Source organism: Granulicella tundricola MP5ACTX9 (assembly GCF_000178975.2).
Classification (GTDB): Bacteria; Acidobacteriota; Terriglobia; order Terriglobales; family Acidobacteriaceae; genus Edaphobacter; species Edaphobacter tundricola.
On record NC_015057.1, the window covers coordinates 444,129 to 466,933 of the forward strand.

Genomic DNA, 22,805 nt, shown 5'->3' on the forward strand with positions numbered 1-22,805 from the left:
CGCTTCTGCCTTGAGATGCCGGCTCAATTCGATTTGACTGCGGTTGCTGCAAGTTGCGGGAGCAACCAGACCTCTGCTACCTGCCTGCCTCTACCCCCGCCTCCTCCACCTGGCGTTCCGCGCATCCAGCGAAGGTGCAGCGTTCCATTGACGATCGCCTCTTTTGGAAGCTCAAACTCATAGGTCTCTGGATTCGACTGGCGTAATCGGCTCGAATGAATCACGACATCGCCGGCTGTCAACGTCAACGGTACGGCGTAATCCTCACCCGCATAGGTCAGGCGCACGCGATAGTTCTTTGAAGGGTCAAGGTCTTTGTACTCCAGATCCAGCGGTTCTTCATACAAGGCCTCCGCATAGCTCAACCAGGACAGCCTCCAACCGTCCTCGAGCGTACGGTCTGCGATGCCATCGATCGCCGTGTGATACATCTCTGGATCTTTCTGCCACCCCTCGCCTCTGACGAAATGAGATTCATGCGCTGGGCTTCCGAGGTCGTCGTAGAGTGCTCCCGAAACCGGCATCTGCCAATTTGCGATGGCCTCAAGGGCACTTATCTTTGCGGTTTCTGTTGGTTGAGCCTCCGCCTTGGCCATCGCCGCCCTCATCCATGCGCGATCGTTTAAGGGTGTATCCACTCGGTCAAGATTGGCTCCTCGCTCCCAGTTGGAAGCACCATAGAGTTTCACGCTCAACTGAAGCCCAATGTCGTCGTAGAGCTTTTCGCCGAGCTTGAACAGTTCATCGTGCTCACGCTGTTCTTCGACTCCCGGCTTACTTTCGTTGAGTGATCGTTCAGCAATCTTCACTCGGCTTGCGCTTCTGCCACCGCTTACCAGGGCATGCTCAGCCTCATGCTGCGCTGACTGTTCTCGCGCAAACTTTCTCTGCAGATACATGTCGTAGTAGCCACGATAAAGCAGTGACTCCCACTGCCAGTTACCTTGACTCTGCGCTGTGTTGGAGCTGTCTTCGAGATGTCGCGTCAACTCGAACGTCTTCGCAATCTGCCTGTTCTCAAGCAGTGGCCCATCCCAATCCTGCTCAAGACCTTCGATCAACGCTACGGCCTGCCCCAGCTGCTCTCCCTCCCTGTGAAGGAACCACCGGGCGTACTCTCCAAGAATCGTATCAATCGGAGTGCCGGGCATCCACCCAAGCTGCGACCATAGGATCTTGTTGACGTCATCATTGACCCCTTCCGAATAAGTGATGAATCCGCCGTTCAGGTCCTGAAAATCCTTATAGATGCGTGAGAAAGCCATGGGACGGGGACAGATTGGCTCTCGCCCTTCCGTAAGAGCAAATACTGGATCCCATCCAGGGACAGGGAACTGGGCATGCATGACATGCGCGATATCGGGATAAAACTCCATGGAGTACCGACCAGGAACACGTTTGCGCTGAATCTCCATGCCGTCCCGCGACTGCGGCCCAAAAAATACTCCCGTCAGCCAGTCCTGGCCAGATCCCAGGAGTGTGTAGAAGCTTTCATATTGTTCAGCATCAAATCCCTGAGCCGATATCCATACTGCCGCTGAAGGATGATATTTCCTGATGATCCGGACCTCCGCCGCAGCGAGAGGAAAGAGTATCTCTGGAGGTGTATGGCCCGGATCGCCGCCTGGGATATGGACAGAATCGACCCGCGACATCCGCCTGACCAGTGCCTCAAAGTCTTTGAGTTCCGCTTGGAACTGCGCCGGATCCGAGTAATCCTTTCGCATCTCCGGATAGTAGAGGTCACACCGGAGACCATACTGATCGAGAAGTCTGGAAATCCCCAGGAAGGTCTCCAGAGGAGGTGCGGGCATCAGCGGACTCAGCGGATTGTCATCGGATACAGGAGAGATAAGCTGCAGGGTGTTCGTGCCAAAGATCGCTAAATCGCGGATATGCTGCTCGAACTGTCCAAGCGTCCATGCATCGTAGGTATTGTTCTTGAAGCGATAGCCGATTTGGTGGCCACGGATCGGCTTGTCGGGAGCGCTGAATATCTCAGGCGACTGCGGGAGCTGCACCGTGCCTCCTTCAAAGCTCATGTGGCGTAACAGCCAACCCACTCCGAAGAGTTCTCCACGGACATCATTTCCGGAGATAACCTGTACGATTCCCGTCTTCGCCTTGTCTTTCCAGGGAAGGGTCACGATGGTGAATGCTTCCGCGGCATTGGAAGGATGCAGCCTCAGCAGATGGTCACGCCAAGTCCCAACAAGAGATTGTGGAAGGACCTGTTCCACCTGATCCCGCTGAGCGAGTACAACGACATAAGGCTGGAAGTGATCCGCATTCAGGCGACCGCTCTCGGACGACCAGGTCACGCGTCCACGCTTCCCGCTCTCTTCCGTGAGTACTTGAAGCGCAGTCATTTCTTGGACTGTTTGCTTCACAGGAAACGCGACCTCGATGACTGTGCCGGAGTCAGTCGATGGCACAACGACCGGAGACGCATTGAGAACTCCTGCGCCGATCAAGCAGCAAACGAAGGCAATCGAAACATCCCGGCTCATGCATCTCCTTGATTAGGCTCAATGCTACAAGAGGTCATGCCCTGCCAAAGCGTCGTAAGTCTTCCAAGTCCGAGAGTCTAGCTCCTGTCCGATGTCGATACGGGCTGATTTCTCGTGAACAAATCCCAGTACGGCAATTGCCTGATACTGATCTGGCGTCATTGCGTTATCTTGACCCCATGCCCCCACGCCTTTTCGCCTTCCGCGCCTCGGTATTCTTGGCTTTACTGGCTCTCGTATCTTCACCACCCTTGTGGGCCCAGGCCGAGCCGCTGACCAATAAACCGGAGCGCCTTGAGTGGTTTCGAGACCAGGGCCTGGGCCTCTTCATCCACTGGTCGGTCGATTCGCAACTTGGCGTCATCATCAGTCACTCGCTTGCAGGTGCCAGTGACGAGTACGTCGAACGCTTCTACAAGGAACTCCCGCAAACCTTCAATCCCAGCCACTTTGACCCCGACGCCCTCGCCCGCCTCGCCCGTACCGCCGGCTTCCGTTACATGGTCTTCACCACCAAGCACCATAACGGCTTCGCCATGTGGAATACCACCACCACCCCGTTCAGCATCACGCACACCCCCTACGCCAGGGACCTCACCTCCCAGCTCTTCACCGCCTTCCGCGCCCAGGGCGTCGCACCCGGTGTCTACTTCTCACCGGACGACTTCCTCTGGCTCCACAACCACGGCAAGGAGATCCAGCGTCTCGTCCCTGAAGTGCAGCCCAGCGCCAACCCCGGTCTCCTCGCGCTCGATCAGCAGCAGGTCACCGAACTCATGACCCACTACGGCCCCGTTTCTGCGGTGTTCTTTGACGGCGAAGCCAAAGACCTTCGCAACATCGTATGGAAGCTCCAACCCGACGCTGTCGTCACACGCGGTGCCATCGAAACGCCTGAGCAGAACGTTCCCGGCGCACCTCTCCCCGGAGCCTGGGAAGCCAACATGACCATGGGCACCGCCTGGGGGTATCAGCCCTCGGACGAGCACTACAAATCCGTTCAGGATCTACTGCACATCCTGATCCAGACCCGCGCCCGCGGCGGCAATCTCCTCCTCAACGTCGGCCTCAAGCCAGACGGCTCGCTGCCCACCGAGCAAGAGGAGCGGCTACGCACGCTGGGGTCCTGGATGTTCGTCAACTCAGATGCCATCTACGGAACCCGCCCCTGGGTCGTGACGAACGAGGAGAACATCTGGTTCACTCGTTCTCGCGACCATAACGACCTGTACGCCATCTTCGACCCCGAAGACACCGCCGAGCCTTGGAAGCGCGGAGACGCCCGCGACTTCGTCCTCAAGACGGTTCGTGCCACGCCCTCCACCACCATAGGCATTCTTGGCCAGAACGATCACATCGTGGAATACCGCCCGAATCTTTCGCCCCGAAGCACCTTCGAACAGAAGCCGGACGGTCTCCACATTCACGTCATGCGCGCCCAGCGTCTGCGCGATAGCGACGAGTGGCCCTACCCTTCCGTCATCCACCTCACCAACGTCGAAGAGGCGTTTACGCCACCCGTCGTCCACACCCTGTCCGCCAGGCAGTCCAGCGGTGAGATAGAACTTCAGGGCGACTGGGCTGGCGCAGAGGCCCCCGGTGCCAGGTTCGGCTTCGACTACCGCATCATCACCGGGGAAGACACCCGTTCCCGCCTTCACGGCTGGCAGCATCTTCCCCAGCAACCAGCCTCACATCCCGGCAGCTACTCCGCCACCTTCCACCCGGACCCACAGGAGCAGTACGAGTTCCGCTCCGTGCTCCTTCACCCACTACTGACACTTTACGGAGAAACCGTCTCCGCATCCATTCACTGAAATCACTGACGCGATAACCGCTTGTTGTCGTCAGTAATCCAACTTATGAACCTATCGCCGAACCCTGGTGGAACGGCACTCGCGCTTTACTATTCTGGTCAAAGTTCCTGGCAAAGACACCGCCAGCGTGGTCAACGCGCTGAGCCGCCAGGTTCGAAAGCTCCCCGCCTCTCTACGACGCTCCTTGACATGAGATCGTGGGCTGGAGATGGCTCAACACAAGAGCTTCACCATAGCCACGGAGGTGCAAGTCTACTTCTGCGATCCGCAGAGTCCCTGGCAACGCGGCTCAAACGAAAATACGAATGGACTTCTGAGACAGTACTTCCCTAAGAAAACTGACCTATCCAGTTACTCCCAGGCCGACCTCAACAAGGTAGCCCTGCAACTCAACCAACGTCCGAGAAAGACCTTGGACTTCGAAACTCCGGCAGATAAACTTCAAACCAGTGTTGCATCGACTCATTGAGACCGCCCAGCTTATCGGCAATCTGAATACTTACGCCACATGCTCGGGATACGCAGACTCTCCACCTCCGCCATCACCCTTTCCGCTTCTTCTTCCCCACATTCAAAGCCACCGCAGCCCGCACCAGCCCCTTCAACCCCGCCTCATCCAGCGTCTCGCCCTCCTGGATATCGAGCGCCCGCCTTACATTCCCGTCAAGGCTCGAATTGAACAGCCCCGCAACATCATCCAACGCCGCCCCTCGGGCAAACGTCAGCTTGACCACCTTCTTATAAGTCTCCCCCGTACAAATAATCCCGTCATGCGACCACACCGGCACCCCCCGCCACTTCCACTCCTCCACCACCTCCGGATCGGCCTCATGGATCACCCTCCGAACCAGCGCCAGCATCGCCCCGCGCCAGTCCCCAAGCTCCGCAATCCTCTGATCGATCAGCCCGGACGCACTCTTAGCAGCCACAGTTGTCTTCATCGTCGCACCCCTCCCGCAACCAACCTACCCGCGCCCATCACAATCCGCAACCATCAATCTCAAGTGATATCATCCGTGTATATCTGGAGACTGATGCGGACCCTCATCGACATCCCCGAAGAAGACATTGCAGCCATCAAGCAAGTCACAGTGGCCCTCGGGATCTCACGCGCTGAATTCGTCCGCCGCGCCGTCTCACAGTCTCTTGAGCCCTACCGAACCTCTGGTCACTCGGAAGCCTTCGGAATCTGCGCGGGAAAACTTGAGGACGGTCTCCAATTCCAGGATCGGCTGCGCGGTGAATGGTAGCCGTCCCCTCTCTCTACGACACCAATATCCTGATCGACTATCTCAACGGTCTCGAAGCTGCCAGAACCGAACTGGAATCTGACGTCGCCCAGGACCGAGCCATCAGCGCCATCACCTGGATGGAGGTCATGGTTGGCGTTCCGCAATCCTTGGAAGCGCCGGTTCGGAGATTTCTCTCCACCTTCAAACATCTCCCCGTCACCCGCGCTGTCTCAGAGGAAGCCTTCACAATTCGCAGGCAAAGCAGGGTGAAACTACCTGATGCCATCATGCTTGCGACCGCCCGCGCCCACAACCGCGTCCTGGTCACTCGCAACACGCGTGATTTCCCCGTGCAAACGATAGGTTTCCACGTTCCTTATACGCTTTAGTCCAGCAAGCAAGTACTTTCACCACAACAAGTTACAAATTTATTTCTCAAAAACACCAGCAGATCCGCGTGTCAAGCCCCCTGGCCTCGAAAAAATTCTCTAACTGCAAGAAAAAAGACCACTTACGCCACAAAAATAGTTGGCGTATTCACCCCTCTCAACTTGGTAAAATAGAAGTACAGATCAGGTCAGGACGAACTACAGTCGTGACTCTCGTAGATGCCTTGACACGACACCCTTCCATTTGTCACACCGCAGCCGTTTTATTTGCCATTCCGCAGCGCAGCGTAGGAAGCCGTATCTCCTTTTCGCACGAACTGCTAACCCCAATCAATAGAAGACTTTACGTTGCTATTTCCCGTAAGTCCTTTATTGACAATACTTTACAAATCTGTTTCGACCGAGGTCCAGACTTAACTCATTTACTTTGAATACTTTGCATCATTTGGGGGGAGGGGGACTACCACCGCAACGTCACCACCTTGCTCATATAACCAGCCGCACCAGAGAAGGGAATCGTCAGCGCCGAGCCATCCAACCCCCCACCCTCAACCGCCACCTTCAACCCACTCACATTCTGCCGAACCGTAAACCGCCCTACGGTCCCGCTCACCCCCTCAACCTCCAACCGCAGGGACCGCCCGCTCCACGTCTCATCCACTACCTTCACCTGCCCCGTCCGGCTCCCCGGCGTTGGTAGCCCATGCCCCATCGACACCTCAACCGCCGGCAGAGCCACCTTGGCCGGCCCAACCAGCCGCACCGCCTCACCCGAAACAGGAGACAACGAGACGTTCATAAACCCACCCTCCCGCCGATACAAAACATCGACAACGGAAGCCCCAACATGCAGCCGCCTCACCTCAGCCGAGTCCCAATCCGCCGGCAGCCGAGGCGTCACCTTCACGGTGCGCGCCACCCCATCCACCTCCAACCCAAACATCCCGCGCAGCAGCGGCGTCACCACCATCGCACTCGACCAAAGCTGATGACTTGTACTCCGCCCGAACGGCTCGAAGAACGCCCCTGAAAGCAGCTCCGTCACCGCGCCGATATCCTGCGCCGTCGTCAGATCCGCATTGGCCATCACACTCTGGAACCCCGCCAGCGCATGACCCGACCGGTACTGCGCCATCGCTGCCCAGCCCGTAAACAGCGGCCAGACCGACCCTTGGTGATAGCTGATCGGGTCGTACATCGCATCGCTCTCCGCCACATCCCGGGCACCCCAGTCCGTCGCAAAATCATGCGACGCCCAGCGCCTCAAACTTACCCCCGCGTGCTCCAACCCAGGCGTGTAACCCGCCCCATCATTCCACCAGGCCACACTCGGAAACACAGTCGAAGTCTTATCGATCTTCCCAAAGTCCTGGCTGAACCCATACTCACCTGACTTGGAAACGTAGTACTCCTTCTCGAGCACCGCCCGAACCTTAGCCGCTCTCGCATCAGCCGCCTGAGCCAAAGTATCGTCCTTCAGCAGCCGAGCCATCTGCCCCACCGCAGCCGACCCCTGCTGATCCATCAACGCCAGATAAACCTCCTGCTTCGGCATACCCTCGTGTGTTGATGAAGTAGGCCAACTCTCCACCCAGCCCGTGCCCTCAGAGTTGTCATAGATCCCATCGTGATCCGCGTCATGCGACGTCTCAAACGCCCACGCACTCATCACCTTGTCCTTATGCGCGGCAAGGAAGGCAACATCCCCACTAGCCCGAACATAGTCCAGCATCGTCGTCAGAAAGAGAGGCGTAGCATCCGCAGCCGCATACCAGTAAGGAAATGCCTTCCAGTCCAGGTCGCCCGCCGTCTGCGAGTACTCGTGCATTACCTTGCCGTCCGCCCTTTGCCTCGCCATTAGGAACTCCAGCTCGCTCCGCGCCAGCCCAAAGTCCCCATAACCATTCACCGCATACAGCGTGTACAAGGAGTCCCGCCCAAAGAACCACCCAAATCCCGGCCGAGCCGAGTCGCCCGAAGCATAGTACCCCGCCACCAACCCCATCTCCCCACCCAGCCGAGCCCGCAACTGCCCAATCGAGGTCACCGCCCAGGAAAAGTCATCGTTCAGCCCCTCATCCGGCGTTCGTATCGAAGTCAGCTCCGCAGCCTGAGCCTTATATCGCTCCGCATGACCCGAATAGATCGCGCCGAGCCGCCCATCCACATCACCCATAGCCTTCTCCAGCGCCGCCGTCGAAGCCGTCTCCTTCGTCCGCCCGACAGCCATCAGCAGCGGATACACCTTCCCCGCATCCGCCTTTGGGTCCACATGCAGCCGGAACTCCAGCGGATGCACCTGCGGCCGCTCCTGGAACGGAGCCATGATCCCGCTCTTCGCCCCCGGCAGCGCCACCGCCCCCGCAAACTCCGGGTAGTCGGAGTGCAGCACGTAGAACCCACTCGCTCCACGCTCCACCCACTCGGCAGACGGCACGCCGCTACTCAACTTAGGCCACATCTCCCGCAGTTCCCCCGTGAACCGGAACGTCAGATCAACGGGCCTCACAGAGTCCACCGCAAACATCACCACCGCCCCCACGCCGTCGGCAGAAAACATCGTCTGCCGCACCGTCACCGCAATATGCGAGTAGGTGATCGTGGTCCGGTCCGGCCTCACATCAATCTCCCGCGCCGCCTGGTTCAGGTCGATCGGTACCGCATAACCTTCAACCTGCGCCTCGATCGTAAAGTGGCTCAGCAGCTTTACCGGCAGCACCCACGCCTCAAAGCTCCCCTGCTGCTCCCCGACGATCACACCCTCCGGCCCCGCCACCGTAAAAGGCTGCCCAGCCGACACATGCCGCCGCAGCACCAGCCCATCCTCGCGCATCGGAAACGCAGCCACCGGCCGCAGCCCCTGCGCCCCCGCACCCACACTCAAAGCCAGCATCATCAACACGAAAGCCCGCACCACAGCACCTCACACGAAACGGCTCATTCTACCTTGCCACCTCACCACCGCGTTCCGTACGATAGCCCTCTATGCGCATCAGATCCATCCTCACCGTCTGCACCCTGCTCCTCGCCTCACTCGTCAACGCACACGGTCAGTCCATCCTCACCCGAGACCAGGCATCCGCCGTCATGCCCGCCACCGTCTTCTACGCCGGCCGAACCGCCTCCATCCAGGGACGCAACTCCACCGGCCTCCGCATTGCCGGAAGCCCGACAGACCACCTCATCCTCGCCGCCTTAGTCGATACCTCCGGCTACTCCTCCGGAGTCCAGGAGACCTACCAGGCCTACCTCATCACCGAGGTCCCCCTCCACATCGCCAACCAAACACTCCCCCCCGGCGCCTACGGCATAGGCTTCATAGCGCAGGACCACTTCGTAGTCATGGACCTCGGCGCCCACCAACTCCTCAACGTCCCCTCCACTAAAGACGCCACCCTCCCCCGCCCCAACCCTCTCCAACTCCTCGCCGACCCCGCCACCCCCGGCCACTTCCGCCTCTACGCCGGCCGCAACTTCGTTTCAATCGCGCCAGCCGACGTGGCCCATTAGACTTCTTCCCATGGCACACTCTCCCAACTCCGGCTCCGCAATCAGCCGAGCCGCGTGCCTCATGCTCACCGCCATCGCAGTCTCGCAAGCCCAGATCAAGCCAAAGCCCGCAGATCTAGCCGCAGCCTCCACCGCCATGCAGCAGGGAATCGCCGCAGCCAACCGGAACGATCTCCCCGCCGCCGCCGCCGCCTTCGTCCGCGCCACCCAGTTAGTTCCAACCCTCGAGCCACCACAAGCCGCCCTAGGCTCCATCCTCCTCGCCCAGGGCGACCTTCCAGCCGCCGCCCGCACCCTGGCCCGCGCCCACACCCTCGACCCCAACGACCTCGCCACCACCCTCAACCTCGCCCGAACCCTCACCGCCCAGGCCGACTATCCAACCGCCCTCCCACTCTTCCATCAAGCCCTCACGTCCCCAAACCCGCCGGCCCTCTCGCCTGAAGAGTCCCTCGCCTACGCCACCACCCTCTCCGCCACCGGCAATCCCACAGAAGCCCAATCTCAACTCACGCAAGCCCTCACTGCCACTCCAGACTCCGCCCTCCTGCACGATGCACTGGGAGTCCTCCTCGTCCAGAGCCGCCACCTTCCTGAAGCCGTTCCCCACTTCGAACGCGCCACCCAACTCGATCCCGCCTACACTCAGGCGCAGCTCCACCTGGGCACAACCCTCCTGCTCCTCGGCCAACCCGATCAAGCCATCCCCCCACTTCGCAAGGCAGCAACCCAGGCCCCCACCAGCTTTGACGCCCACCTCCAACTAGGCCGCGCCCTCTCCGCCGCCCGCCAGGACCAGCCCGCCCTCACCGAGCTTCATCGCGCCGCCGAACTCCGCACTCCCGCTACCCCACCCGCCGCCATCTACGATCTCGCCCTGGCCCTTGAAGCCAGCGGCGACTCCGCCTCCTCGCTCCCACTCTTCGCCGCCTCCGCACACGCGCTCGGCAGCAGTGAGGCCCTCATCAACTACGCCCTCGCCCGTGTCCAAACCGGCGACGCCATCGGCGCACTTCCGCTCTACGCCAAAGCCGTCACCCTTGGCCCGGACTCCGCCACCCTCCGCGAAGACTACGGCGTAGCCTACCTCCAACAATCGGACCTCGACCACGCCATCACCCAGTTCCGCGCCGGCCTCGCCCTCGACCCCCAGAGCCCCCACCTCCACTACGACCTTGGCCTCGCCTTCAAGCTCAAGGACGATCTCCCCGCATCCATCACCGAGCTCCAGCTCGCCTCCACTCTGGACCCCACCCTGCCCGACCCCGCCTACACCCTCGGCGTCATCTACATGCAGCAGGGCCGATACCCCGACGCCATCGCCCAGCTCCGCCGCGCCACCACCCTCCAGCCCACCAACGGCGACGCCTGGGCCCTCCTCGGCGGAGTCCTCAAGGACTCGGACGACACCCCCGCCGGAGCCCAGCAGGCCATCGAAGCCCTTCGCCACGCCTCCGCCCTCCAGCCCGACCAACCCAGCCTCCACATCCAGATCGCCGCCCTCCTCATCCGCACCAACCAGCCCGAGCAAGCCGCCGCCGAACGCAAAACCGCCGCAGAGCTCAGCCGAGCCGCAGTCGCCCAGCAACGCGCCAGCTTCTCCCTCCGCAGCGGCCGCACCCTCCTCGCCCAGGGCAAGCTCCCTGAAGCCATCGTGCAGCTCAACGCAGCCATCGCCGCAGACCCCAAAGCCCCAGAGCCCCACACCCTCCTCGCCGAAGCCCTCACCCGCCAGGGCAAGCCCGCCGAAGCCGCCATCGAACGCCAACGCGCCCTTACCCTCAAGACCCCATGACCCGCCCCGCCCGCATCCTCGCAGCCGCGGCAATCATCGTAGCAATCACGATTGTGTGCCCCATCCTCACGACGGCTTCATCGTCGTTAGGGTGGGCCTCGAGCAAAGCTCGACCGTCCTCCTCAATAGCCGAACAAATCAAACCCCTCACCGTCCAAGCCTCCGAATCCCTCCCACCATTAACCAACCCCGACCTGGTCTGCGCCACCTGCCACCAAGCCATCTACGCCCGATACGAACAAACCCCCATGGCCCAGGGCAGCGGTCCCGCCGACACCAACCTCATCCCCGGCGCCTTCCGCCACACCCCCTCCAACATCGACTACCGCATCTTCCTCCGCGACTCCACCCCCTACATGTCATTCTCCCGCGACGGAAACCCACCCCTCAGCGGCGAACGCAAACTCCTCTACTTCATAGGCTCCGGCCGCCGAGGCCGCACCTATCTCTACCGCTCCGACACCCAGTGGTTCGAGCTCCCCATCAACTCCTACACCCGCCGCAACACCTGGGACATGGCCCCCGCCTTCGACGCCGTAACCTCCATGCCCGCCGTCCTCCCCACCGACCCCAACTGCCTCCACTGCCACGCCACCGACGTCCAACCCTCCCTCCCAACCGCCCGCAACCGCTTCGCCGCCGAGCCCTTCCGCCAGGGCGGCATAGGCTGCAGCGCCTGCCACGGAGACCCCACAGCCCACCTCGCTCAGAGCGGGCACGGCCCCATCCTCAACCCCAACAAACTGTCGCCCGCCAAACGCGACAGCGCCTGCATCCAATGCCACCTGGAAGGCGACGCAGTAGTCTACAAACCCGGCCGCTCCCTCGCCCAGTTCCGCCCCGGTGAAGACCTCGCCGCCACCGCCGTCTACTTCATCCGCGCCAGCCACCAAGCTGGCGCAGCCCCAAACCAGGCCGGCGCAGCCCCAAACCAGTCCGGAGCCGCCCGAGCCACCAGCCAGTACGAAGCCCTCCTCCGCAGCGCCTGCAAGCGAGCCACCGGCGACCGCCTCACCTGCACCACCTGCCACGACCCCCACTCCACCCCCGCCCCCGCCGAGCGCGTCCAGTTCTTCCGCGCCAGATGTCTCGCCTGCCACACCAGCCCCAAACTCGCCGCCACCCATCACCCCGAGCAGCCTGACTGCGCCCTCTGCCACATGCCCACCCGCCCCACCACCGACATCTCCCACGAGCAGCTCACAGACCACGACATCGAGTCCCGCCCCACCCACCTCCAAACCCTCGCAGCCTCCAGCGACCTGGACAAGCTAGTCACCGTAGGAGGAGTCCCCGCAACCGAAGCCGAGTACGGCATGGCCTACGCCCAACTCGCCGCCCACGGCAACGCCGCCTACGCCCGCGAAGCGCTGCGCCTCCTCACCCACGCGGCAAGCCTTCAGCCAGACCAGGCCCCCTTAGCCCCTGAAGCCGAAGTCCAGCTAGCCTATCTCCGCCAGCGCGACGGCCACCCCACCCAGGCCCGCGCCAACTACATCAACGTCCTCCGCCAGCTTCCCTACGAGCCCACCGCCCTCGCCAACCTCGGCGTCCTCGACGCCTCCACCAGCAACCTCGCCGAGTCCCTCCGCCTCCTCAACCGCCTCATCGACGCCGACCCCAGCCATACGGCCGCCGGCCTCAACCTCGCCTTCATCGATTGCTCCATAGGCCGCAAGCAGGATGCCCAGGCCATCCTCAAGCGCCTCGCAGACATCAACCCGGATGACCCCCAGCTCCGCATCTTCCAGACCCAGGGCACCTACGCCGGCCAGCATTGCGCCCTCACAATCCCCTAGCAAATCTCCTATCACCCATTCAGGTACTACCGCTCCACACACTTTTCCTCCATGCTGAAAGAGAACGGCGATCGCCTGCACGTCATAAAGGCCACGCTGACTCAATGCTGTGACGTTTTTCTCTGCTCCTCCATGTCTTCTTCACGCAGCTCATCCTTCCATGAGCAAGCGCTTTCCGTCGTTCGTCGACAGAAGAAAACCATGTTCAAGGATCGGAGTAATTCGTGACGTTGCGCCAGACCGAACACCACCACCACCACTCACGCAACTACATCCGCATCTTCAATCTCATCATCCTGCTTCAGCTCGTCCTCGGTGCCGTCGCCTGGCGCGAGTCCGTCGCCATCCGTCGCCTTGCCCTCGTCATCACCGCCCAGCGAGCCGCACTCGTCAGCGCCCACGAGCGCATCGAGCATCTACAGCAGGACCTCTCCTCCGCCACATCCAATCTGCCCGATACTCTCCGCCCCGACTTCACCGCTCGTCAGGAACTAGCCGAACATCTCAGTGCCTCGCTCCTTCGGCTTGCAGAGCTTGACTCCATCCTCAACGCCCGCGAGATCGCCGCCGCCAAAGCTCAGGCCGCCACCTTCCACACCCTCGCGGTAAGTCCCATCGATCCGGCCTCGTTCAATCAAGCCGTCAGACAGACCTCCGCCACCAGCAGCCTCTGGCAGGCCGCTGCACTCCGTGCCGATTCAGATATCCAGCACCAGCTCATCACCGCCCGCCGAGCCTTCGTCTGGATGCAGTGCGCCCTCGCCCTCGCACCCTTCTTCATCCTCGCCGCCGTAGGCTGCATCATCCTGCTTAAGCGCGACGTCCGCCTTGAGGCCCGCCAGCGCCAGCGCGTAGAAGACGAGCTCCGTCTCGAGCGCGGCACCCTCGAAGCCCGCATCGTCGCCCGCACCGTGGAACTCCAGTCGGAAGTCCTCGAGCGTCAACGCGCCGAGCAGCTCAACCGCGGCCGCAACCATCTCCTCGAGATGCTCGCCCGCGAAGAGCCCGCCACCCACATCTTCAGCGCCCTCGTCGACATCATCACCCGCGATCGCTCCCGCTGGTGCTGTGCCCTCTACATCATCCGCGGCGCCGAACTACACCTCGAGGCCTCCAGTAATCTCCCCGCCAGCCTTCTCCGTAACCTCCACCAGCTTCCCACCAGTATTCACGAAGTCCCAGCCCTCCAGGCCCACAAGCCCTACATTCTGGAAGACCTCACCCGCGCCCGCACCCCCTGGACCCAGCTCCTCTACGCCAACGGCATCCAATCCCTCTGGTCCGCCCCCATCTTCGCCCCCGACGGCGCACCCCTCGGCATCCTCACCATCTACTCCCTCCTCCGTTGCACGCCCTCCCAGCTCGATCTGGACCTCCTCGAGTCCCACGCCCAGATGACCGCTATGGTCCTTGAGCGTTACCGCCTCCAGCAAGAGCTCCGTCGCCATGCCTATCATGACAACCTCACCGGCCTCCCCAATCGCCTCCTTGGCGAAGAGCGTCTCGCCTCTGCCATCCGCCGCGGCCGCCGCGCCGGCAGCCCCGTCGCCATCCTCTGGATCGACCTCGATAAGTTCAAGCAGACTAACGACGTCCACGGCCACGTCGCTGGCGACAACATCCTCAAGGAGATCGCCGCGCGCCTCTCCCGCCGCTTCCGCGACTCAGACACCATCGCCCGCATGGGTGGCGATGAGTTCATGGCCGTCCTTGAAGACATCACCGACCGCTCCGCCGCTCGCAAGATCGCAGAGCAGCTCATCGCCGAACTCGCTCTCCCCATCCCCTTCGGCGACCTCATGCTCGTCACTGAAGCCAGCATCGGCATCTCCCTCTTCCCGGAAGACGGAGACTCCGCAGACCTCCTCCAGCGCAACGCAGACATGGCCATGTACGAGGCCAAGTTCGGCCACCACGGCGTCCGCGCCTTCTCCCCCGCGCTCGACTCCATCCTCACCGAACGCCGCGACCTCGAGAAAGCCATGATCCACGCCCTCGATCACGGCGGCTTCGCCCTCCACTACCAACCCCAGTACGCCAATGACGGCCGCCTCTCCGCCTTTGAAGCCCTCCTCCGCTTTCCCCATCCGGTCATGGGCATGGTCTCCCCCGCCCGCCTCATCCCCATCGCTGAGGAGAGCCAGATGATCGTCGCCCTCGGCACCTGGGTCCTGCGCGAAGCCTGCAACCAGAGCATGCGCTGGCAGAAAGCTGGCCTCCCGGAAGTCCTCATCGCCGTCAACATCTCCGCCATGCAGTTCGCACGCCAGGACTTCGCCCACCACGTCGCCGAGATCCTCGAAGAGACCGGCCTCCACCCCGAACTCCTCGAACTCGAACTCACCGAATCCGTCATGGTCAAGGACTTCGCCGAGTCCACCCGCCAGCTCGAGCGGCTCAAGCGCCTCGGCGTCAGCATCGCCGTAGACGACTTCGGCACCGGCTACTCCTCCCTCAACCACCTCCACCGCCTCCCCATCGACAAGCTCAAGATCGACCGCAGCTTCATCCAGGCCCTCAGCGAGCCCAACGGAACCCTCCCCATCGTCGAAAGCATCATCGCCATGGCCCACCGCATGGGCATGTGCGTCGTAGCCGAGGGCGTCGAAACCCCTCGCCAGATGGCCACCCTCCGCGAAAAGAGCTGCAACATCCTTCAGGGCTACCTCTTCTCGCCCCCCGTAGAAGCAGACCGCGCCGCTCTCTTCCTTGCCACCGGCACCAACCCCCGCCTGACCTCCGCCGAACTCACCATCCCCGCACTCCCATCCCACCCCGCCACCCTGACCATCCCCGCCCCCGCAAGATCCTGAGCCGTCCACGCCGCAGCCTTGCTCGCCCTCCGTTCCTCTCACGACACTTCCACACATTACTGGCGTTCCGTCGGTGTTATCTCTTATGTGTCTCCCTGGTTTGCGCAGGCTGGAGAGCACGCATTCGATTCACCGGAGAACCCACATGAAGAACCTACGCCTCACCCTCATCACCGCAGCATCGTTAGCCGTCCTCGCCACCTCGGCCTTCGCCTTCTCCCAGTCCGAAAGCTCTCGCGGCTCACAACCCCGCATGATCCGCCGCGTCATCGCCCGTTTTGAATCCCGCCTGAACATCACCACCGCCCAGCGCGAGCAGGTCAAGGCCATCCTCAAAACGGAAGAGCCCACCATCCTCGCCCTCGCCGCCCAGGCCAAACAGGAGCGCGAAGCCATGACCGCACTCCCCACTTACAACGAGGCGCAGGTCCGCGAGGTCGCACAGCAATACGCAGCCACCAACACCAACATCCTCGTGGAGCGAACCAAGGTCCGTCTGGAGCTCCGCGCCGTCCTCACCCCCCAGCAACTCCAGCAGCTAGAGCAGTTCAAATCCACCTTCGGTGCCGGATCGGGGGACCGCGTCGGAGATCGTCTCGACATGGTCCTCAACCAGCTTTAGCCCCCACGGGCCTTACCATGACAGCAGCCGGCGGCCCAGACGGGTCGTCGGCCTGCTGCCGTTTAGAAAGGACTACGCCAATCTCCCTCACCCACGTACTCATGATCGACGACGACGTAGCCCTCACCGACAGCCTCCGCCGTCTGCTCGCCATGGACGGCCTTCGTCTCGACGCCGTCCACCGTGCAGAAGAAGGCCTTACCCGAGCCCTCGAAGGCCGTCACGCCATCGTCATCCTGGACATCATGCTCCCTGACGGCGATGGCCGTCAGATCCTCCGCCGCATCCGCCAGGCCTCAGAGGTCCCCGTCATCATGCTCACCGCCCGCGGTGATGACAAGGACCGCATCCAGGGCCTTGAAGCCGGCGCGGACGACTACCTCCCCAAACCCTTCAACCCCCGAGAGCTCGTCGCCCGCATCCGCGCCGTCCTCAAACGCGGCCGCCCTCCCGCCATGCCCGCCGCCGCCCTCACCATCGACGGCCTCACCCTTCGCACCCACACCCGCAAGGTCACGCTCAACAACGAAACCATCGACGTCACCGGCGCGGAGTTCGATATCCTCCTGCTCCTCGTCCAGTCCGCCGGCCAGATCATCACGCGCGAAAAGCTCGCCCAGTTCGCCCTGGGCCGGGACCTCGGAGCCTTTGACCGCAGCATCGACAACCACGTCAGCAATCTCCGCAAAAAGCTCGGCCCCTTGCCGGATGACGGCGAACGCATCCGCAGCGTGCGCGGCTCCGGTTACCTCTACGCCGGCGAGCTCATCGTGGAGTCCGCGTGAGACAAAGCCTCTATGCCAAGATCTTCCTCTGGTTCTGTGCCACCGTCGTCGTGACCCTCATCGTCACCCTTGCCAGCGCAGCCTTCCTCGGAGCCCAGCCCTTCGGACGCCGCTGGATGGCCATGACCCAGGACCTCTACGCCCACACCGCCGTGGACTTCTACCTCACCAGCGGAGACGTCGGCCTCCAGCACTACCTCGACACCCTCGCCCATAGCTCCACCATCCAGGGCCAGTTGCTTGATGAAGCAGGCCACGACGTCCTCGGCCGCACCCCCTCACCGGAGGCCGCCAACGTCCTCGCTCAATCCAACCGCACCGGCCAGTCCGCCGTCCGTCTCGGTCGCGTCTGGAGCGCCGCCTCGCCTGTCTCGGGCTCCGGCCGCCACTTCACCTTCGTTATGGTCGTTCACCCGGAGCGCAACCCATTCGACGGCACCTTCGCCCGTTCCATGCTGCCTCGCATCGCCCTCGGCTTCCTGCTCGTAGCCCTCTGCTGCCTCCTGCTCGCAAGACACATCACCCGCCCCATCCTCGTTCTGGAGCGTGCCGCAAGCGACCTCGCGGCAGGATCGCTCACCGTTCGCGCCCTGCCTCAAATCGCAGGAAGACAAGACGAGTTGGCCCGCATGGCCAGTGCCTTTGACCACATGGCAGAACGCATCCAGACCCTCATCCAGACCCAGCAGGAGATGCTCGGCCACATCTCCCATGAGCTTCGTTCTCCCCTCACCCGCATCGGCGTCTCGCTGGAGCTCCTCCGCCGCGGAGAGAACGAGTCGTTCGACCAGATGCAGCTAGACCTCGACCGCCTCAACCAGATGATCGGTGAGATCCTCGAACTCACCCGCATGGACCTCCAGCAAGGGGTGCGCATCGCGTCGGAGCCAGTCGACCTCCGCGCCATGCTCCAGGCCATCGCAAAGGACGCCGCCTTTGAAGCCCGCGAGCGCAACCAGCGCATCGACTGCACCATCGACACCCCCTGCATCGTCATGGGCGACCAGCCGCTCCTCAGAAGCTGCTGCGAGAACATCGTCCGTAACGCCCTGCTCTACACGCCCCCCGGAACCGCCATCGGCATCGCCCTCAGATGCCTTTCAAACCAGGCCGAGATCTCCATCGAAGACGAAGGCGATGGAGTCCCACCCGAAGCTCTCTCGCATCTCTTTGAGATGTTTTACCGCGTCGGAATCCTATCGCACCGGCACCCGGAAGGCACCGGCTTCGGCCTGGCGATAGCCAAAAGAATCGTCGTCATGCACCACGGCACCATCACCGCCGCCCACATGCAGCCGCACGGCCTCGCCATCCGCATCACCTTGCCCGCTGTCTCGTCCCGAACTGCCTCGTCCCGAACCGTTTTGTCCTGAAGTGTCTGGCCGTGGAGTAAACCCGCAGGTCTCCGTGTCAGAGTGATCAAGTACTTCATACATTCGCTTCAAGGAGCCAGTCATGAACATGAAATTCACCACCACCGCAGTCCTCGCACTCATGCTTCCTTTCACCGCAGCCCTCGCTCAGAAGAGCGTCACCGGCAAACGCGGCGGAACCGCTTCCAGCTCCGTCACCCGCACCGGCGGCACCGTCAACGCCAGCGGAACCGCCACCGGCGCACACGGCAATACCGTCACCGGATCGGGCATCGCCACCAAAACCAAGACCGGCACCGTAGACAGCGGCAGCATCACCGGTCCCAAGGGTGGAACCTCCACCGTCAGCGGCACCACCACGGATAACGGCGCCACCACCACCGCCAACGGAACCGTAACCGGCCCCCGCGGCAACTCCCGCACCGGCTCTGTCACCGTCCCCAAATAAGACAAGCGTGCGCGTTGGGGGATATCCTCCCCCAACGTCGCATCGGCTTCTCGCCTGTCCGTCCGTGAGTCGTTTACTCTTTGATTCCGCGGCTACTGCACATCGCTCACTTTGCCGTTCACGAAAATGATCTTCATGTCGGGGTACTTATAGATCTGTTTCGCCCCCAGATCGATGATCTGCGCAGGCGCACCCATGGTCGCAGTCACCTGTGCAGGCGTCTGTCCCAGAGCGACGGTCGGCGGCGCGGACTGCGGCGCGGCTTGCGTGATGCCTGCCCCACCGACGGGTGCACCCGTAGTCGCGGAAACCGCGCAATGAGGTTCGCACGAGCGAGCAATCGTGCCGGCGTCACGCGTCCGTACCTGGTCGCCCGCATTCACGGACAGAACAGCCTCGATCATCTTCGAAGCATCGTCCACGGACATCTGCGCCAAAGTCCCCTTGGGCTCTTTAAACGAGAGAGTCGTGGAATAACGCTTCGCAGCCTGATACTGGCTGCCATAGGTCCCGTTCGTATAAGTCGCCAGAACCGCATCGGACGTCAGGATCGTCAACTTCAGAGCGTCTTCCTTGCCCTGGGTGTCCTCATTGATCTTGGTGATATAAACCTTCTGCCCAGGTTGAAGAATCTGCAGATTGTTGCTCTTCAGAAAGCCGAGACCCTTGGAGCGCTGCTTCACCTGCCCGTCGACCACAGGGTTCTCAAACGTGATCATCGTAGGATACGGTTCTGCGTTGATCCCGTCTGCCTCGATCGTCAAGACAGTCCCGGGATTGGCCGCTACTCCTTGCGAATTGATCTCAGTGACGCGGTACTTTTGCTTGAGTGCCTTGACTAGGGTGTCTTGCGCAACGGCAACAGAGGTCAAGCTCACAGCAAACGCTAAAACAGGAAAGATCTTAAAATTGACCTTCCGAATATACGACAAGTGGACCGGCATAATGAGGCTCCTGAACAGGGGATATAGCTTCGATGAACGTGATCAAGCCACGCGCCATCTCACAAATAATACAGTTCGAAGACGACGCCCAATCAAGGTGCAAGACCGTGAGTATCACCCAATTCATGGACCTCTGTGTTCAGAACCTCACGGTCGTCGCATATACTGCTCCAGTCCACCATCAGGAGCTTTTATGCAACCGTCCCTTCTGTCCCTGGCAGACCAGTCCCTCTACAACATCGTCAGCACCGCCACTCCAGCGACCATCGCCGACGTAATCGCAACCATGCAAGCCATCGACGCCCTCCTCCCACCAGAAGACGGCCTCAAGTGGTTCAACCGCCTCTACCTTATGGTCACCCAACAGGTGGACTTCAACCCTCCGGCTGGCGGATGGAAGAACCCAAGATGGCTCACGCAACTCGATGTCGTCTTCGCTGGCCTCTACTTCAAAGCCGTCGCCGACTTCCTCGCCGGACGCCCCATCCCCGCCTCGTGGAGCGCAATGTTTGCCTCCCGCCACACCCCCGGCATTGATCGCATCCAATTCGCCTTAGCGGGCATGAACGCCCACATCAACCACGATCTGGCCCTCGCCCTGATCGCAACCGACACCGCCCTGAACGTCACCCCCACCCTCACCAGCCCTGAGTTCACCGATTACCAGGCCGTCAACCAGCTCCTCAACGCCCTCATGCCGGCCACCCTCACCATGCTTGCCACTGACACCCTCGGCGTCCTAGCCCAGGACACCGGCAAAGTCGGCCGCCTACTCGCATTCTGGGACATGTGCCGCGCCCGCGAACTTGCCTGGCTCTTCGCCGACCACCTCTCGAGCCTGGCCGGCCCTCCTCGCGCCCTGGCCCTCAACGCTCAGGACTCCATGACTGGCGTCCTCGCCCGAGCCATCCTGGCCTTCTCATAAACACAATCGAATGAATCGCTTACAACTATTTTCGCCAAAAACAGCCCAAAACTCACGTGTCAAGTCCCCGGGCCTTCAAAAATCCCCGTAAGTAATTGATCTGAAAACGTTTACGCGCAAAAAATAGTTGGGGTATTTACCCCATGCAATCCGGTAAAATAGAAGTAATAGCAAACAAGAGCGCTCAGGCCAAAAGCCTGAGCGCTTTTTTTTAGTCCAGGCATAAGTCATTTATTTTGAATACTTTGAGCGTAAGCCATTTGGAATGAATACTTTGCCGTTCGTTCCAGACCTAACCCAAATCGAATGAATACTTTAGATCATTTGCGGGGGGAGGGGGTACCCTAAGCAGCCTGAGCCCCGAGCAAAGAAGCCGCCCGCGCCGCACTAGCCCGCGACCACTCAGTATTGGACGCCCAACCAAGAAACATCACCACAGTTCCACATCCCGTCATGACCCACCAGATGGGATGCGTAGCTTGGGCGAAGTTCGATGCGCCCGTCGCACTCGCACGGCTCGCACTCACCACAGTCCCCGCAATCGCCACCCCGAGCGCCGCCCCTACCTGACGGCTCGTCGAGGCGATCGCAGCCGCCACCCCCGCCTGTGCCAGCGGCATGCCCGCCACGGCATTGTTCGTGATCGCGGGATTCACCATCCCCAGTCCCGTCCCGAACAGCCCATAAGCCAACAGCAACTCCCACAGCGGAGTCCCCCCACTCAACCCCGTCAGAAGCAGAGTCCCCAACATGAACCCCGCCCCGGAGATCAGCAGGGAAGGCCGAGTCCCATAAACCCCCACCAGTCGCCCCGACACGGGCGAAAAAACCATCATCGTCACCGCCAGCGGCAAAGTACAAAGGCCCGTATGAAACGCCGAGAACCCGCGCACCTGCTGCAAATAAAGCGCATTCAAAAACAGGAACCCGGCAAACGAAGCAAACGCACAAAGCCCTAGCAGCGTCGCGCTACTAAAAGGCACACTCCGGAAGAACCGCAGATCCACAAGCGGCTCAGCCTGCTTCGCTTCATACACCAGAAACCCCACCAGCGAAGCCGCTGCCACCACAAACAACCCCACAATCAACCGCGATGACCACCCTTCATGCGCCCCCGCGATCACCGCATACGTCAGCGCCGTAAGCCCCGTGAACACCAGCAGTTGCCCTACCGGATCGAACCGCCGCCCCCGCGCCGCCTTGGACTCCGGCACAAACACCGCCGCCAACACTACAGCCAATATCCCCAGCGGCACGTTCACCCAGAAGATCGACCGCCACCCGATCGCCTGTGTCAACGCCCCACCCAGCAGCGGCCCCACCGCAAACGACACCCCCCCCACCGCCCCCCAAACCCCGGTAGCCCGAGCCCGTTCCTTCGGGTCTTTGAACACATTCGCAACGATCGACAACGCAACAGGATTGAGCATGGAAGCCCCCAGCCCCTGCAGCGCGCGGAACGCCACCAGTTGCTCAATGTTGTGTGCCATGCTGCAAAGGAAGGACGCAGCCGTAAACAAGCTCAGCCCGATCTGAAACACCAGACGTCGCCCCACCCGGTCCGAAACCGACCCCGCCAGCATCAGCAGCGAAGCCACGACCAGCGTATAGGAGTCCATGATCCACTGCAGTCCGGAGACGCTCGCATGCAGATCGTGCTGAATTGCCGGTAGAGCCACGTTAACGATCGTCACATCCATGCCGACGAGCAGCAGGCTCATGCAGCAGATCCCCAGGATCACATCCGGGTGGACACTCTTTACCTGTGACACCATCTATCTATGATACGCATGACTCGCTGAGACACCCAGCTTCCACCATCCAAAGCCACGTCCCAGCTCAT

Annotated in this window: 17 protein-coding genes and 1 pseudogene; 13 read left to right on the top strand and 5 right to left on the bottom strand. The window is 61.6% G+C overall.

The features are described from left to right. Window positions 1-23 precede the first annotated feature (23 nt). Window positions 24-2,510 carry a hypothetical protein gene (locus ACIX9_RS20315; protein ID WP_013572966.1) on the bottom strand — a complete coding sequence of 829 codons (2,487 nt, stop codon included), beginning with the start codon at window positions 2,508-2,510 and terminating at the stop codon, window positions 24-26. A gap of 179 nt (window positions 2,511-2,689) precedes the next feature. Between ACIX9_RS20315 and ACIX9_RS20320 the strand changes: the two genes are divergently transcribed. Together ACIX9_RS20320 and ACIX9_RS25070 are read left to right on the top strand one after the other, a co-directional pair. Next, window positions 2,690-4,327, top strand: coding sequence for an alpha-L-fucosidase (locus tag ACIX9_RS20320; protein WP_013572967.1), 1,638 nt, complete (start codon window positions 2,690-2,692; stop codon window positions 4,325-4,327). A 61-nt stretch (window positions 4,328-4,388) separates the two neighbouring features. After that, window positions 4,389-4,796 (top strand): annotated as a pseudogene (locus ACIX9_RS25070) (IS30 family transposase); the annotation flags it as partial. A gap of 73 nt (window positions 4,797-4,869) precedes the next feature. Here ACIX9_RS25070 and ACIX9_RS20330 read toward each other — a convergent pair. Further along, a complete protein-coding gene (locus tag ACIX9_RS20330) occupies window positions 4,870-5,268 on the bottom strand; it encodes a DUF1801 domain-containing protein (protein WP_013572968.1) in 399 nt (132 codons plus the stop codon). Between the two features lie 93 nt (window positions 5,269-5,361). On the opposite strand from ACIX9_RS20330, the gene ACIX9_RS20335 reads away from it, so the two are divergent. Both ACIX9_RS20335 and ACIX9_RS20340 read left to right on the top strand, forming a co-directional pair. After that, entirely contained in the window at window positions 5,362-5,577 is a 216-nt protein-coding gene (locus ACIX9_RS20335) for a ribbon-helix-helix protein, CopG family (RefSeq protein WP_013572969.1), read from the top strand. Further along, on the top strand, window positions 5,571-5,948 hold the full coding sequence (locus ACIX9_RS20340) for a type II toxin-antitoxin system VapC family toxin (RefSeq protein WP_013572970.1): 378 nt from the start codon (window positions 5,571-5,573) through the stop codon (window positions 5,946-5,948). Before ACIX9_RS20335 ends, ACIX9_RS20340 begins: the two co-directional genes overlap by 7 nt. Before the next feature lie 460 nt (window positions 5,949-6,408). Here the strand turns inward: ACIX9_RS20340 and ACIX9_RS20345 are convergent, their stop codons facing one another. Beyond that, window positions 6,409-8,862: an amylo-alpha-1,6-glucosidase gene (locus ACIX9_RS20345; protein ID WP_013572971.1), complete on the bottom strand. Its 2,454-nt coding sequence runs from the start codon at window positions 8,860-8,862 to the stop codon at window positions 6,409-6,411. 71 nt (window positions 8,863-8,933) lie between these two features. On the opposite strand from ACIX9_RS20345, the gene ACIX9_RS20350 reads away from it, so the two are divergent. The 8 genes from ACIX9_RS20350 to ACIX9_RS20390 all read left to right on the top strand — a co-directional run bounded on the left by ACIX9_RS20350 (window position 8,934) and on the right by ACIX9_RS20390 (window position 19,093). Continuing rightward, window positions 8,934-9,458: a hypothetical protein gene (locus tag ACIX9_RS20350; RefSeq protein WP_013572972.1), complete on the top strand. Its 525-nt coding sequence runs from the start codon at window positions 8,934-8,936 to the stop codon at window positions 9,456-9,458. Window positions 9,459-9,468: 10 nt separating this feature from the next. Continuing rightward, the gene (locus tag ACIX9_RS20355; RefSeq protein ID WP_157478182.1) at window positions 9,469-11,253 is read left to right on the top strand and encodes a tetratricopeptide repeat protein; all 1,785 of its coding nucleotides are present in this window, start codon (window positions 9,469-9,471) and stop codon (window positions 11,251-11,253) included. Continuing rightward, window positions 11,250-13,052, top strand: a complete 1,803-nt coding sequence (locus tag ACIX9_RS20365; RefSeq protein WP_013572974.1) for a tetratricopeptide repeat protein — start codon at window positions 11,250-11,252, stop codon at window positions 13,050-13,052. Before ACIX9_RS20355 ends, ACIX9_RS20365 begins: the two co-directional genes overlap by 4 nt. A 224-nt stretch (window positions 13,053-13,276) precedes the next feature. Continuing rightward, window positions 13,277-15,865 (top strand): putative bifunctional diguanylate cyclase/phosphodiesterase, encoded by a 2,589-nt coding sequence (locus ACIX9_RS24170; RefSeq protein WP_013572975.1) that lies wholly within the window; start codon window positions 13,277-13,279, stop codon window positions 15,863-15,865. A 145-nt stretch (window positions 15,866-16,010) separates the two neighbouring features. Then, on the top strand, window positions 16,011-16,487 hold the full coding sequence (locus ACIX9_RS20375) for a Spy/CpxP family protein refolding chaperone (RefSeq protein WP_013572976.1): 477 nt from the start codon (window positions 16,011-16,013) through the stop codon (window positions 16,485-16,487). Window positions 16,488-16,504: 17 nt separating this feature from the next. Continuing rightward, on the top strand, window positions 16,505-17,272 hold the full coding sequence (locus tag ACIX9_RS20380) for a response regulator (RefSeq protein ID WP_157478184.1): 768 nt from the start codon (window positions 16,505-16,507) through the stop codon (window positions 17,270-17,272). Beyond that, window positions 17,269-18,645: a sensor histidine kinase gene (locus ACIX9_RS24175; RefSeq protein ID WP_013572978.1), complete on the top strand. Its 1,377-nt coding sequence runs from the start codon at window positions 17,269-17,271 to the stop codon at window positions 18,643-18,645. Before ACIX9_RS20380 ends, ACIX9_RS24175 begins: the two co-directional genes overlap by 4 nt. Window positions 18,646-18,727: 82 nt before the next feature. After that, window positions 18,728-19,093, top strand: a complete 366-nt coding sequence (locus tag ACIX9_RS20390; protein WP_013572979.1) for a hypothetical protein — start codon at window positions 18,728-18,730, stop codon at window positions 19,091-19,093. 92 nt (window positions 19,094-19,185) lie between these two features. On the opposite strand, the gene ACIX9_RS20395 is transcribed toward ACIX9_RS20390, so the two are convergent. Continuing rightward, window positions 19,186-19,857, bottom strand: a complete 672-nt coding sequence (locus ACIX9_RS20395) for a hypothetical protein (RefSeq protein WP_232298894.1) — start codon at window positions 19,855-19,857, stop codon at window positions 19,186-19,188. A 373-nt stretch (window positions 19,858-20,230) separates the two neighbouring features. Here ACIX9_RS20395 and ACIX9_RS24180 point away from each other — a divergent pair, with 373 nt between their 5' ends. Continuing rightward, window positions 20,231-20,962 carry a DUF5995 family protein gene (locus ACIX9_RS24180; RefSeq protein WP_013572981.1) on the top strand — a complete coding sequence of 244 codons (732 nt, stop codon included), beginning with the start codon at window positions 20,231-20,233 and terminating at the stop codon, window positions 20,960-20,962. Between the two features lie 344 nt (window positions 20,963-21,306). On the opposite strand, the gene ACIX9_RS20405 is transcribed toward ACIX9_RS24180, so the two are convergent. Beyond that, on the bottom strand, window positions 21,307-22,737 hold the full coding sequence (locus tag ACIX9_RS20405) for a DHA2 family efflux MFS transporter permease subunit (RefSeq protein ID WP_013572982.1): 1,431 nt from the start codon (window positions 22,735-22,737) through the stop codon (window positions 21,307-21,309). Window positions 22,738-22,805 lie beyond the last annotated feature (68 nt).